We start from the raw sequence: 14,762 nt of genomic DNA, 5'->3' as shown, positions 1-14,762 counted from the left end.
TGTGTATTATTTGCAATATACAATTACCAACCCGGATTTTGGGTTAGTTTACTGTTAGTGCTAATTTCACGCTGTGGAATTGGCCACAGGTAGTATTGATCTTTGAAAGTTACCCCCTGCTCTGTTTGTGAAGCAGTAGGATCGGCAAAGGTATTTGACTGTGGCAGGTAAGCCATGTGGGTACGCTGCATATCAAAGTACGCTTTGTTTTCATAAGCAAGCTCATGGTAACGCTCTTTCCAGATAGCCTGACGGAAGGTATCTTTAGTTAAACCGCTCAAAGCAGCCAGTTTGGCCCGTGCACGGATAGCGTTTACTGCCGCATAAGCATCGGCAGTTGGGCCATTTACTTCGTTTGATGCCTCAGCGAAAATTAGCTGAGCTTCAGGTAAACGCAATAAAGTCCAGTTCTCATCGCTGTTTCCGCTTTGTGCAGCACTTTCAACATGAAAATATTTGTAAAGTGCATGCTCACCAAATTGGATAATGTTGCTTGGGTTACCATACTGCGGATAGCTTGAGAAGTAAAACTGACGCTCTTGTGTGCGAAGATCGCCTGCTTCATAACTTGCCACAAACTGGTTGGTAGGTATCATAGCACCCAGGTGGTCGCCATAAGCACCAACCAACAGGTTAAACGGAATTGTTAACTGAGGGATAGCGTTGGTTTGAGTACCTACCAGGTAATTGATCTGGAATATTAGTTCCTGTTGATTTTTATGAGCATTATCATGCAGGTAAGCATAATCGGTAAATAATGAATACCAACCTAAAACCGGCTGAATTTCAGATACGGCCTTAGCGTAATTTTCAGTTTGTTTAAGCGGGAAACCTGCAGTTGTTAAGTAAACACTGGCCAATAAAGTTTTTACCGCGCCTAAGGAAACACGACCGGTTGCATCTGTATTTGGCATACCAGAGTTTTCAGCGGCCTGCAAATCAGCAATGATTTGTTTGTATACATCAGCTACAGCTGTACGTGAAGGGTATAGGTCAGGGCTGCTAACTGTTTGCGAAGTGGTAATCAGCGGAACATCGCCATATAAGCGCACCAGGTGGTAGTAGTAAAATGCCCTGAAAAAATAGGCCTCTCCTATTAGCTTCTTTTTCAAGCCATCATCCATAGGTGATATGCCTGGGATCTTTTCAATGGCAAGATTTGCATTGGCAATACCCTTGTAACAATTAGACCATACCGTTTCAAAACCTGGGTTAACGGCGTCCGTACGCTGATGGATTACGTTACCATTGTTAACACTTTGTCCTAATGAAGTAGCGTGACCAGCAAACAACTCCATTGTAATAAACGGGCTTTCACCGTAAGCATCACCATTCTGGAAAAAATACATGATGTTATACAAACCGTTTACAAAAGTTTGCGCCTGGTTTGAGCTGGTGAAATAATTATTTTTAACGAAGTCCGTTTTGGCTTGTTCATCAAGATATTTTTTGCAACCACTGTTTACGGTAGCCGCAGCAAGGATAAGTAAAAGACCACCTACCCTGTATTTTTTAAAGTTAAATTTCATAATATGATATTTTAACATGTTTTAGATTAAAGACTAACATTAACACCTAACAGGAAAGTACGTGGTTTTGGATAATCATAAAACTGGATACCCTGTGTAAAGTTACTTGAGGCATTGTAGGTTGATACCTCAGGATCATAACCGGTATACTTGGTTATCAGGAACAGGTTTTGTGCCTGTGCGTAAACCCTTAAACGGCTTAATTTTAACTTCTTAAGAATGTTATCGTTAAAGGTATAACCCAATGTTACTGCCCTGCCGCGAATGAAGTTACCGCTCTCAACTTTGGTTGAATAAATTTCAGTTTGGTAACGCACATAAGCTGGCCTGTCTTCGGCAATGCTAGTGTTTTGGTTAGTTGGCGTCCAAGCGTTCAACACAGTTGCATAACTGTTTGCCTGACCTGTACGGTCCTGACCAGAGTGACGTGTTAAGTTCATGATCTGGTTACCGTAGTTAAACTGCAAATCCACACCTAAATCGATGTTTTTGTAACGGAAGTTGTTGCTGAAAGTACCGTAGCCATCAGGTATTGATTTACCAAGGATCACTTTATCAGCAGCGCTCACTTTGCCATCGCCATTGGTATCCTGTATTTTCAGGTCGCCTGGCAATAAACCATATTTAGCAGCTTCAGCAGCCTCTGCAGTTCCCCAGGTTCCAAGCACTTTGTAACCATAGAAGCTACCGGCCGGAAGACCAACACGCATCAGGTTAAATTGCGACAGGAAGGTTGGAGCAAGGAAGATATCATCATTAGATGCACCTAACTGAAGGATCTTGTTTTTAAGGAATGAAATATTAAATGTAGAATTCCAGGTAAAGTCCTGAGTTTTTATTGGAGTTGCATTTACGGTAAACTCTAAACCTTTATTTTGTAAGCGGCCGATATTTTTGTAAACCGCATTAAAACCACTTGTTTCTGGTAGTGGTGCATTTAACAACAATGCTTTTGTTTTTTTCAGGTACGCGTCCGCTTCAATGTTCAAACGGTTGTTAAACAAGCCTAATGAGAAACCTAAGTCATACTCGGCTGTTTTTTCCCATTGCAGGTCTTCGTTACCAATTGAAGTTTGAGTAGTACCTACTGCACTGTTACCGCCAAAGGCATAACCAACTGTTCCGATATTTGCCAATGAACGGTACTCACCAATTTCAGAGTTACCGGTTAGACCATAGCTCAACCTGAATTTCAGATCAGATATAGTTTTGTTGTCTTTCAGGAAATCTTCCTGTGATGCACGCCATGCAAACGCTGCTGATGGGAAGAAACCATACTTTTTGTTAGTACCGAAACGAGATGAACCGTCTTCACGACCGGTTAAAGTCAACAGGTATTTCTCGTTGTAATTATAGTTTAACCTGCCAAAGAACGATTGCATTTGCCATGCATCATAACCAGACTCAGGCTTGTTTGGTACGATACCTGCTGAAAGGTTATAGTACTGATAAAAATCGTCAGATAGTGTACCGGTTGATCCTTTTAAGCGAAGTTGCTGGAAGTTTTGACGTTCGGCACCTACAACCAGGTTTACGCTGTGTACTTTATTAAAGGTTTTGTTATAGGTGAAATAGTTTTGCCATTGCCAAAACGTTTTGTTAAACTCTTCTATCGAAGCCGAACTGTAGCTTTGTCCGGCAACAGGGCCACCAACAAGGCCGCTTTGTGAAGCAGGGTTATAGTTGGCAGATGTAGTTACACCTAAAACACTGCGGAATTCAAGACCTGGCACAATGTTTAAATTCAAATAACCATTACCGCTGAATATACGGTTGCGGGTAAGTGATTGAATTTCGTTAGCCTGCGCTACCGGATTATCGCCACCTTCAAGGTTTGGATAATCGGTACGTTTGCCATAAGTTCCGTCAGGGTATCTAACCGGAATAAAAGGAACCATCTCAATCAACATACGCGGAATGTTGTTACCGCCGGTACCCTGATCCTGGTTACGGCCATCCTGGTAGTTATAGTTTAACGTTGCACCAACTTTAACCCATGGTTTTATCTGGTTATCAAAAGTTAAACGCACATTATAACGTTTCAGGTAGCTATTCAGGATGATACCTTCATCATCGGCATAATTCAGGAATAAGCCATAGTTTACATTTTCGGCACCGCCGGTGAATGCAACGTTGTGGTTTTGGCTTACCGAAGTACGGGTTGTAGCTTTTTGCCAATCAACGTCATACAAAGGGTTCAGATTTTGATCGAACAATTTACCGATAAGGGCAGTTCTCTGTGTTACCGGGTTACGATCTGTATAGTCGCCCGCAGCCCAACCGGTAGGGTCATATTTTTTGATATTAGCATAAGAAATATCCTCAACCTGCATAAACTCTCTTGAGTTAAGCACCGGTATTTCTTTAAACATATGGTTTACCGCTACGTACGCATCGTATGAAATGGTACCGCCTTTTTTACCTCTTTTAGTAGTAACCAAAATTACACCGTTAGCGCCGCGTGTACCATAAATAGCGGTTGATGACGCGTCTTTCAATACGTCGATAGTTTCGATATCGTTAGGATTGATCGCGTTACCGCCTTCAGTCCAAACCACACCATCCACAACATATAACGGATCGGTGTTGGTGTTGATAGAGCTATAACCACGAATCCTGATCTTGGTTGCGCCGCCTGGTGCACCTGAGTTGCTTGATACGTTTACACCTGCAATTTTACCCGATAACTCCTGCTCCAGATTAGTTTGCGGGCGCTCTTGTAATTGTTTCGCGCCAACGCTACCAACAGAACCGGTAAGGTCGACTTTTTTTGCAGTACCGTAACCAACCACAACAACCTCGCTCAAAGCTTTTGGCTCTTCTACCATAACAACGTCAATCTGGCTTCTGCCATTAATGGGCACATTTTGGGTTGTATATCCAATAAATGTAAATACCAGCGTTCCGTTACCGTCAGGCGCGTTAATAGTGTACTTACCGTTAACATCGGTTTGTAAACCAACATTACTGCCTTTTACCCTAACAGTAACACCAGGGATAGGGCCTTTTGAATCGCTTACGGTACCCGTGATCTTGATCGGGGCAACAGCAATTTGCGACACAACAGGTTCATCCTTCTTTTTTACGACGATGGTTTGGTCAAAAATTTTGTAAGTAAGTGGCTGATCTTTAAAGCATTGATCAAGCGCGTTTTCTATAGATACGTTTGCAACTTCAATGTTGATTGCTCCTGCTTTTGAAACATCCTGCTTGTCATACATAAAATGATAGCCGGTTTGTTTTTCTATTGAACGGAGTACTTTTTCAACGGTAGTGTTTTTTTGGTGCAAAGTAACTATCTGGCTATAACTTTTGGCGCATACGTTGGTAAGGGCCGCAAGTATAATAAAGGCAGTTAGCTTCATGGCCAATATAAATTTGCGTAATTGGGGCCATGCCAAAGGCGTGGCCTTAGAATTAAAATTCATAAGTTTGTAGAGTTTGGGTTAAACATTAACTTTCAATTCATCGATTGTAGAATTTTGGGACCCAGATGTTTAAGCCGGGCAAGTACTGCGAATACTTCCCGGTTTTTTTATATCCTGGTTTTTAGCTTTAAACATGTGTTTAAACACATGATAAACCGTTTTACCATTTTGGGCCCAAAGGGGTCGGGCTAAATTTTCTTAGGTATTTCTTCCATCATAGGGTTGTTTAAATTGTTAACAATTGGTTGCTTAATATAGTAGGTATAATAATTATGCTATTGTTGTATGTATGCTATTGTTGTATGGTGATGCGCTTATCTTCAATTTTATATTTCACCCCGGCATAACCAAGCATGTTCATTAATTCGGATGCTTTTACATTTCGGGATATCCGGCCTGTAAATTCACGCTGCGGTATTTTGCCTTCGTAGGCCACATCAACATCATACCAGCGGGCAGCCTGTCTCATAATGGCATCTATCCCCGCGTCCCTGAATTGAAAAATGCCATCTTTCCAGGCTATTTCATCATCAACATCAACATCGTTAAGTACTTTCAACTTACCCGCTTTATTGAGTACAGCCTGTTGTCCGGGCTTTAAAATGCCTGTTGCAGTGCCATTGCTTATTTTTACTGATCCTTCTAATAATGTGGTTTTCATTTCGGCCTCGTCATTGTAGGCCATGACATTAAAATGTGTTCCTAAAACCTCAACTGTTGTGTTATCGGATTTAACCCTGAAAGGCATGTTCGGATTTTTAGAAACCTCAAAGTAAGCTTCGCCGGTGATGGTGACCTCACGTGTTTTTCCGGTAAATTTGGTTGGAAAAGTTAATGATGATTCTGAATTCAGACAAACCTTGCTCCCATCCGGTAAAATCAACTGATATTGTCCGCCACGGGGAGTCGAGATGGTATTTATAACCGGAGCATCAGCATTGATACCGGCTTCATATACCAGCTGACCGTTGCGGGTTTTGTTGATTTTAGTGGCTCCCTGTTGTGCAAGCAGGCCGTTTTGCGCACTATCAAGTGTAATGGTTTTGCCGTTAGCCAGTGTTAAAATTGCTTTGTTACCGCCCGGCAGCGCATCATTTTTAGGATGAATTTTGGCAATGCTCTTTTTTGTAACAACCTGCTTTTTTTGATTGCTATAAATATACGCGCCAAACCCTACAAGGAATAAAAGAGATGCGGCAACGCCCAGCTTTCTCCATGGTAAATTGTTTTTTGTAGGGGTAACAACAGCTGGCTCGGTATTAGTCCTTAAAATCTGGGCGAGCATCTCATCGCTTTTTGACTTATCAAAAAGCGGGCCATCGTCATCAAGACTGTCCCATGCCTGGTGTATAAGCGAAGCAAGCTCCGCGTCCGTTGCCGATGAGTCGATGATCTCGAAAAGTTCATCGCGCTCACCCTCCGAGGCAGTGCCGTTATAGTACTTATTAAACAGATAATTCAGCCTAACGTAAAGTTCGCTCATAGTGTTGCTTTTCGGTATAACTGTATAATTGGCTACAGTGAGTTGGGGCAGATCTCATATACATGACACCCGCAGGATTAAAAAAGGGGGTATTACCTTTTAAAAAAATGAAAAAAATGTACCAGCGCCGTTATAAGCGCTATAGCTTCGCGGTGCTCATGTACATATTCTTTTATGGAAGCGGTGGCTATTTGCAGGTATTTCTTTACCGTTTCACGGGATAGTTCCAGTTCATCGGCAATTTCATGGTATTTTAAACGACTGTGCCTGCTCATCAGGTAAATCTTTTGCTGCTGTGGAGGCAGCTTGTCTATCGCTTCATCAATCAGGTTATAATAATGATCAGATGCCTGTGCTTCGGTAGTAAAAGGTACGATATTGGTTTCTTCCAACTTTTTAAGCTGTAATTGCTCTCTTGAAACTTTGCGCAAACAGTTTAAAGCATGATTTTTGGAGAGCACAAACAGGTATGCTTTGAAATTATCAACATTGGCAAGCGCCTCGCGGGTCATCCAGATCTTCATAAAAACATCCTGAACCACTTCCTCTGCCAATTCAACAGACTGGGTAATGCGTAAGATGTGAACACCTAAACGCTGATGGTAGGCTGCAAATAAGCGGCGAAAGGCAAATTCATTGCCTTCGGCTACCTGCAAAAGCAGCTCCTTCTCATCTGATTGAGTAAATTCAAACATAGGTTAATGTTGGTGCTACAAATATTATAAAAATCGTAGTATTTGCAACATATAATTATATCGATGAAACCATCGTATAACTTTAAAGCAATTGAAATGTTTGAATAAAATATTCAACACCTCTATTCCTTAAAGTTGTTTTAACTATTAAGTATGTATTAAATAAAGGGTTATCAATATAATGGCGTTGGTAAACCATCCAAACTAATCCTGTTTTTCTCCTGCTTATAATCGGCCAGTCCTTGCTCGCCTTTCTTCTCTGCCCATTTAATAGCATAATCACGTTCGCCCAAATATTCATAAAGTGGTACGCTGAACCCGCATGAGGTTTGCACCATGTCTATATCGCCTACTATAATTTGCCGTGTAGCCATGTGAATGTCGAAATACCGGGAAAGCGTGTTCCACTCCTCGTTACCGTCATCAGGCAAAATACTATAACCCTTACCGTACAGACGCAGGATATTAGGAGGTCCATCAAAGGCACAAAACATAAAAGTGATGCGCCCGTTTTCAAGCAGATGAGCGGCGGTTTCATTACCACTACCAATTATATCCATATAAGCCACACGGTTGTTGGAAAGAATGCGAAAACTCGCGTTATCTTTTGGCGAAAGATTTACATGCCCCCTGGAAGTTAGCGGGGCAGTTGCCACAAAAAAGATTTTTTGATGGGCAATAAAATCCTTGTGGTGATCAAGTATCTCATTAAAAAACTTACCCATAATATGAGGTTTTAATTAGCGATACTCAAATATAAGCATAATCGTTTTAGCATTGTGTTAGCGAAGCGTGTTTATTAAATTAACCGGCACGCTAAAACACTCCTTTTTCGAGCAAAAGCTATTTTTTGTGCTCCTTTTTATTTGTGCTGCGATCAACAGCTTCATCGGCAGGCGGCTGATGGATATAAAGCTCCTGTTGCGGAAATGGAATCACAATCCCTTCGTTTTTAAACGCGACATCTATAGCGGCTATAACTTCGCTTTTAACGGCTGCCCCATCCTTATAATCGCGCACCCAAAAGATAGTTTTGATATCGATGGAGCTATTGTTAAAATTTTGAAATAAAACCGCCGGTTTAGGATGCTCATGAATCCGCTTATTCTCTGCCAGCAAACCGGCGATAATCTGCTGAGGTTTCTGCAAATCGGTTCCGTAGGCTACCCCAACTATTATTTCAATTTGCCGTTTGCTGCCGGCCAATGTCCAGTTTATTAAATGGGCATTTAACAAATCGCCATTGGGTATAACCATATCGGGGCCGTCCCATTTTGAGATGATACTGCTCCTGAAACCAATTGATTTCATGGTGCCCCCCTGCCCTCCTATTTCAACAATATCCCCCACGTTTACCGGTTTTTCAAAGGCGATGATAAGCCCGCTCACCAGGTTATTAACCAAAGTTTGCAAACCCAGGCCTATACCTAAACCCAAAGCGCCTACTATAACTGTTATTTGCTGTATTGGGAATCCCGATGCCGCAAGCGCCAGGAATAATCCCGTACTCATAATAGCAACCCGGATGAGCAGAAGCCAACTGCCCAACCCTGCTTTTCTGACGTTGCCAGTATTAACAGGATCTGTATTTGACTCCGAAGCGAAATAGGACACGATTTTTGAAACTACTATAGATGCAGCTAAAATCAGGAAGAATACCAGTATATTATTTACTGTGAAGGTGTAATTGCCAAGCGTTCGTTCATTAAAGAAAAAATCATTTAATGGGTCTGAGATCTCTTTGAAAACATAAAAATTATGCCCGAAAAGCACAAACCATCCAAGCACCAACAGGATATAAAGCAAAGGCGGGGCTTTTTCCCCAACACGATCAAAATTGATATAAAATAACTTTTTATCCTGCTTCGTATATACGTTTGAGGCTATGCACAGTCCCTGGTTTATCAACCTGATAGTCCACAAAAACAGGATGCCTATTACTACATTTAAATAACCGCTGATAAGAAGCGTTTTTGAAAGGTTATACCGGCCGAATATATTGGCCACAAGGGAGGCCAGCTCTAAAAATGCGGCAAGCCCGATAAAATAAAGGATCAACTTTTCCCGCAATTCGTCTTTTCGGCCTTTTATCAATACCAGTATGCTAACAATGAAACCTGCCAAAGCCAGGATCAACATGGCCCATCGCTCTACCCGGGATGCCTGCAGAATAAGATTATCAAAACAGGTTATCGCAAAAAGCACGACAAACGTTAACCAGATCATCATCCAATGCCGGGTAATAAACTGCCTAAAAACGATGGTTAGACAAATGGTAGGTGTAATCCAAAACAAACAGTTAAAAATAAAAGGCGGATCGGAAAAAATAAACTGACCAAGGTTGAGCACCATAATTATCGCTGAAATAACGGGATAGCGCAATACCAGCAACCTTTGCGCGTCATCAGCAGCATTATCCTTATAACCAATCATCTTTTGGAGCGTTTGTAAAAAGATGGTTGAAGCGGTGATCATTAACAGGATCAAAAAGATGCGGCCAGGATTATTCCGGGTATAAAAGATAAAGTTGAGCTTCGCCTTAATGTACGAGAAATGAAAGATCTGACTAAATGGTCTTGCGTATCCGACATCAGCTCCCAGGTTTGCAAACTCCCGGCTAAACATGTTTGCCGATAGGTCTTCCTGGTAATTGTCAACTTCCTCCAGTTGAGTACGAAGCTTTATGGCAACAAGGTTTACTATTTTTTGCAGTTTATGTACGTTGTTTATAGCATAAGTAAGTGCGGTATCTGCAGGGTTGATCTCATTGGCAACCATATTAATTTTCTGCACATACTCGTGTGCCAGTAACGAATCTTTCGGGAATTTATATAGCGATGTATCGGCAGATAATGAATCTATCTTATACCTGAACTGTACAAGATTCTTTTCATATTTATCAATTAAATCCTTACGTGCGTTTGCGCGATTTAATAACTCGGATAAAATTTTTGATGTGGCCGTGAGATTACGATAGGTTTGCGCAGTGCCTTTATTGGTAAAAACGCCATCGCCCACCACTTTTATGGTAGCTTCTACTTGTTCAAGTTCGCTATTTATGCCTACGGTATCAATCCCTGCCTTGATAAATACCTGGGCGCGCAATGTAAGTTTTTTGATATCCTCAATAAGTTCATCCTGCTTAATGGCTGTTTTTTCTACATTGAATTTAACTATACTTCGTTGCGTAATTGCCTGCCCAAGCCGTTTTACTTTTGAAGCATAATCTTTTTGAATGCTATCGACAACCTCCATTTTACTGGTTGAATCCTGTTGGGCAGCAGCAGAAGAGCACATCAATATTGTGCATAAAAACAGCAGAAACCATTTTTTATAGATATGAATTAACTTCATAAATGTTATTTCACGATACGGAATAAACAAAGCGGGCACAGATATAAATATGCAGGAGGTTTATAACCGGATCAGTATGTTTTTAATAGGACGAGGTAATTTAATTAAATTATTTGAATTGTGGTTTTCAACATCATACCCGCTAATTATAAAGCGGGGTACTGTTAAGTTCAATGCAATAATCGGTAATCCAGGGGCCCGCCACATCCACATACAGGATATTAGGTTTATTGGTTTTATTTATGGCTCCGCTATTTATCCATCCGTTAAGTTTGGCGGGCAAGTATTTATTACCTGATTGGGCAAGATCAATGATACTCTGATTTTTTTTCACAACGTTGGTCAACAGCATTATGCCGTTTACAACTGGGTTTACTTTTTCGTCCTCAAAATCATTACAGACCAGGGCTGCCTCATCGCTGCTCTGCGTTAGCTGCCAGTCCAATCGTACCAGGTCGTTTTTATTAATGCCATCCTTCATCGATCTAAAAAACGACTCTTCCCTTGCAAGCAGTTTATCTATTTGGTTGGTGGCTGCATAAGCACGCCGGAAATTCAGAAAGGTTTTAGACCTATCGGCCATTGAGTTCGAATCGATCATCTTTTCGCGATTGGCATATTGTTCGAAAGTAATGATCACTTTACCGGCCAGCTCGTTCAATTTAATATCACCTATATTTTTTCCCTGATTATTATAGATCTTATCCTTTCCAAGAACGCTCAAAATGGTATCAGCCACATGATCAGCAGATGCTTCCCTGGTGCAAAAATGGCTGAAAGTTATTATGATAAACTCCTTTTTATGCATGTTGAGGAACGATTTAACGGAATCAAGAATATCTTTAAACTGTTCTCCGTATCCTCCGCCCATAGCCTCGGCCATACAGTCGGACGAGCTGTGCTTGGCGTAAATAGCATTCTTATATGCCCCTACCCTCAAATCAAACATCCGGATACCCGCGTTAAGCTGCTTCCCTATATTTAACTTTTGGGTAAGCGTATTGCATGGGTTGATGGAACCGGCGTGAATACCACCAGTGCCATTCAATGCCGACATGCCGGCATCGTGCGCACCTGGAATAACAATATCCTTTAAAGTCAGGTTTCCCTTTGCCGGCATCAGGGTATCTTCCATCCAGTTGGCCGGGTTGTAGCTGGTAAAATAACTGAGATAAAGTTTTTGATCCTCTCCAACAAAAGCCATGATAAACTTTTTGCTATCAACATTACATATTGATACCGGGTATGGGGTTTTAAAATAATCGGGGAGTTTAAAGCCGTTTACCGGCCTGTTCTGTTCATGTTCAGACGCGTAATAAATGAAATTGTCTTTTTTATAGCCCTTCCACATGTAAAACAAACGTGTGGTATTAAAGGCATGGTAAACTGCCGGGGCCACCTTGGTTTTTGATTTTTCTACGGCGGTTCTATCAGTCCAGGTTTTATTTGCCGGATTATAATCGGTGTAAAACATGCCATCATCATTGGTATAACAAATTCGGGCACGATTGTCGGACAGCGTTACAATAAACGGATAATCAAGACTTCGCTTACCCGAAATGGTTTCCAAAACAGCCGGCTTAAACACCCCGTTTTCGTCTTGGTCAAGCAAGGTAACTACCATGTCATTTTTATTATCGGCATGCGACGCGATCATCACTTTACCACCAATCACCGTAGCTGTAATTCCCAGCTTTAATTTTGGCGCACCTCCAAAGCTTACCTTATTGATAGTTTGTGTATTGAAAGTAGTGTCGCTGTTGTTGATGATATACTTCAGCGAACCGTCGGTACCTATCCAAAAAGCATAAATATGTTTGTCTGTTGTTCTGAGTACGGGAGCAAAAGCACTAACCTCTGATCTGGCAGTTGCATCGTGCTGAGAAAACCTGGTATCATATTGTTTGCCCAGGTAACAAACATGGATAATGCCGGTAGCACCGGCCTCTTTCCAGGTAACAAAGTATCGCCCTTTAAAATTGGTAATATCAACCGCCTTATCTGTACTTGCTGCAGGCAAAAAGTTTACGGGAACGCTAAGACTTAAATTCTGAGCGTTGACCGAACCCAAACTCACAAGGATCAGCATGAACAGGTATAAAAGTGCATTTAGGAAAAGTTTCATAAAGCATAGGTTCAAGTTAAATACGAACAGGATTTTCATCTAAAATGAAAATTTATATACTGACTATTAACAACTTGAGTGAATTTATAATATTTTTATATAAAAACGAACCTATGACAAAAATCCTTACCACTTTTCTGTGCGTTTTCCTGTTTATTGAAGCCGTTAAAGCACAGGATGCCAATTATTGGTCTTCAAGTTATAATCCCGGTGGCTTTTTAACTCCCGGTGCGGTGATAGCTTTTAACCGTGATAGCGGGGTTATGTTCCTGAACCCGGCATTGTTAGCTTACAGCACAAAAAGTACAGCCTCCATCAACGCATCTATTTATCAATATGGGCGCATCAATATAAAAAACGGAGCGGGTACCGGGCTTGATCTTAAGTCGACATCAACCAATATTATCCCTCAAATGATATCCGCAACCGTGTCATTAAAAGGGAATCATCCCTTTACCATCGGATACGCGCTTACCCACAACCCGGTAATGACCTACCGGGTTAATCAACAGCGCGACGCAACTCTGAATGTACTTGACGACTCCTACAGCCCAGGCAATGAATATTTTTTAGGTCAATACAAAAATGTAAATACTATCAATGAAACCTCCGGAATTATAAGCGGAGGCTTTAAGGCGTCTGACCATTTTGCGATGGGACTTACTATTGAAGGCCAGATCAGGAAGCAGGATTTTGATTACAACACAAGCGCAAGGGCTTTATATAACGTGGGTGATTTTGCGCTTCCAAAATTTTCAAATGTGCAGGAATCATATACCGCAGGCTATTATAACGTTGGCATCAGGTTTAAAGCCGGATTGGCTTATGATAATGAAAGGCACCATTTGGGCTTAACCATATCATCGCCGTTGCTCCATGTGGCTGGCAGCGGAAACATATTAAGCGATGACCAAACCAGCGATTTAATAATGCCTAAGGAAGCAGACACCGTAAATTTACTTGCAAACTCCAGGCAGCGAAGCCTTAAGGTTAATTATAAACTACCGTTTAGTGTAGCCTTGGGCTATGCCATTGATTACAAAGGCGGTCAGTTTTATGTAGCTGCCGAGTATTTTGCCAACGTTGGCGAATACAATATCATAACCCCAAAAAATCAAAGCTTTATAAAAGGGGCTGATGGTGGCGACGATCTTCTTACGCCGGAGTTTTTAAAGTTCAAGGATGCCCGTAAATCAGTAACCAACTTCGGAATAGGTGCAAGCTATTTGTTAAAACCCGATTTAATGGGTTATCTCTCCTTTCATACCGATTTTAATAACATCAGCAAAGCCCTGTACAGCATAGATGATTCGGGGTACCGATCAAATACCGGCAATTATAATATTTACCATTGCCAGGTGGGCACCAATGTTAAAAAACGCAAGTTTAACCTGCGTACAGGACTCCTGTTGTCATACGGTACAACCAATAAATATTTGCAAAACGTAAATTTCGATAATCCCAATGAAGCAAATTATTTAGGCGGTTATACGGGATACACTAAAGCATCTCAATTTTCGGTAGGATTGATGCTGTCGTACATTCATAACCTGTAAATTATATTGCTATTCGAGCAGGCGTTCGAAACGCTTATCGGGTATAAACCAGGTTCCGGCTACTACCACATAGATTACCACGCTAATGGTAGGATTTACCCAGGTACATAAAATAGCAACCGCGTATAATAAAACAGAAACCTTCCCCTTAAAATCATTGCCAAAGGCTTGCGCTATGAGTGAGTCTTCGCCATGATGTTTGATGAGGGTAAGCGCTAAAATCCGGTAGGCTATCCCATTCATGATCAATACCACACCGTAAAAAAATACAGGCCATTGGGTTAGGTGGTTCTCCCCCATCCAGGCGGTTACAAAGGGGATTAATGATAACCAGAACAGCAGGTGCAAATTAGCCCATAATATTTTCCCGTTCACCGAGCGCACGGCCTGCATGGTATGATGGTGGTTGTTCCAGTAAATGCCTACATAAACAAAGCTGAGCAGATAGCTTAAAAAAATGGGGATTAATGGTTTTAAAGCAGCTAAGCTCTCATCGTGCGGAACTTTCAGCTCTAAAACCATGATAGTAATAATGATGGCTATTACGCCATCACTAAATGCTTCTAATCTGCCTTTGCCTAATGCCATGTGC

General features: G+C 41.4%; 9 protein-coding genes. 1 reads left to right on the top strand and 8 read right to left on the bottom strand.

The window, feature by feature from the left end; translation table 11 throughout:
* Window positions 1–23 precede the first annotated feature (23 nt).
* The 7 genes from DEO27_RS06090 to DEO27_RS06060 form a co-directional block, all read right to left on the bottom strand.
* Complete coding sequence (locus tag DEO27_RS06090) at window positions 24–1,529, bottom strand: RagB/SusD family nutrient uptake outer membrane protein (RefSeq protein WP_112572298.1); 1,506 nt, start codon at window positions 1,527–1,529, stop codon at window positions 24–26.
* A 26-nt stretch (window positions 1,530–1,555) separates the two neighbouring features.
* Entirely contained in the window at window positions 1,556–4,957 is a 3,402-nt protein-coding gene (locus DEO27_RS06085; RefSeq protein ID WP_112572100.1) for a TonB-dependent receptor, read from the bottom strand.
* 292 nt (window positions 4,958–5,249) lie between these two features.
* Entirely contained in the window at window positions 5,250–6,440 is a 1,191-nt protein-coding gene (locus DEO27_RS06080) for a FecR family protein (RefSeq protein ID WP_112572102.1), read from the bottom strand.
* A 92-nt stretch (window positions 6,441–6,532) separates the two neighbouring features.
* The gene (locus tag DEO27_RS06075; RefSeq protein ID WP_112572104.1) at window positions 6,533–7,135 is read right to left on the bottom strand and encodes an RNA polymerase sigma factor; all 603 of its coding nucleotides are present in this window, start codon (window positions 7,133–7,135) and stop codon (window positions 6,533–6,535) included.
* A gap of 173 nt (window positions 7,136–7,308) precedes the next feature.
* A complete protein-coding gene (locus DEO27_RS06070) occupies window positions 7,309–7,860 on the bottom strand; it encodes a pyridoxamine 5'-phosphate oxidase family protein (protein WP_112572106.1) in 552 nt (183 codons plus the stop codon).
* Between the two features lie 118 nt (window positions 7,861–7,978).
* A complete protein-coding gene (locus tag DEO27_RS06065) occupies window positions 7,979–10,489 on the bottom strand; it encodes a mechanosensitive ion channel family protein (RefSeq protein WP_223818171.1) in 2,511 nt (836 codons plus the stop codon).
* Between the two features lie 142 nt (window positions 10,490–10,631).
* Window positions 10,632–12,614 (bottom strand): hypothetical protein, encoded by a 1,983-nt coding sequence (locus DEO27_RS06060; protein WP_112572108.1) that lies wholly within the window; start codon window positions 12,612–12,614, stop codon window positions 10,632–10,634.
* A gap of 113 nt (window positions 12,615–12,727) precedes the next feature.
* Here DEO27_RS06060 and DEO27_RS06055 point away from each other — a divergent pair, with 113 nt between their 5' ends.
* The gene (locus DEO27_RS06055; protein WP_146750045.1) at window positions 12,728–14,170 is read left to right on the top strand and encodes a hypothetical protein; all 1,443 of its coding nucleotides are present in this window, start codon (window positions 12,728–12,730) and stop codon (window positions 14,168–14,170) included.
* Between the two features lie 9 nt (window positions 14,171–14,179).
* On the opposite strand, the gene DEO27_RS06050 is transcribed toward DEO27_RS06055, so the two are convergent.
* Window positions 14,180–14,758: a TMEM175 family protein gene (locus DEO27_RS06050; RefSeq protein ID WP_112572112.1), complete on the bottom strand. Its 579-nt coding sequence runs from the start codon at window positions 14,756–14,758 to the stop codon at window positions 14,180–14,182.
* Window positions 14,759–14,762 lie beyond the last annotated feature (4 nt).

Source organism: Mucilaginibacter rubeus (assembly GCF_003286415.2).
Lineage (GTDB): Bacteria > Bacteroidota > Bacteroidia > Sphingobacteriales > Sphingobacteriaceae > Mucilaginibacter > Mucilaginibacter rubeus_A.
Note: the sequence above shows the minus strand (reverse complement) of the source record. Positions and strands in the feature narration are given on the sequence as shown.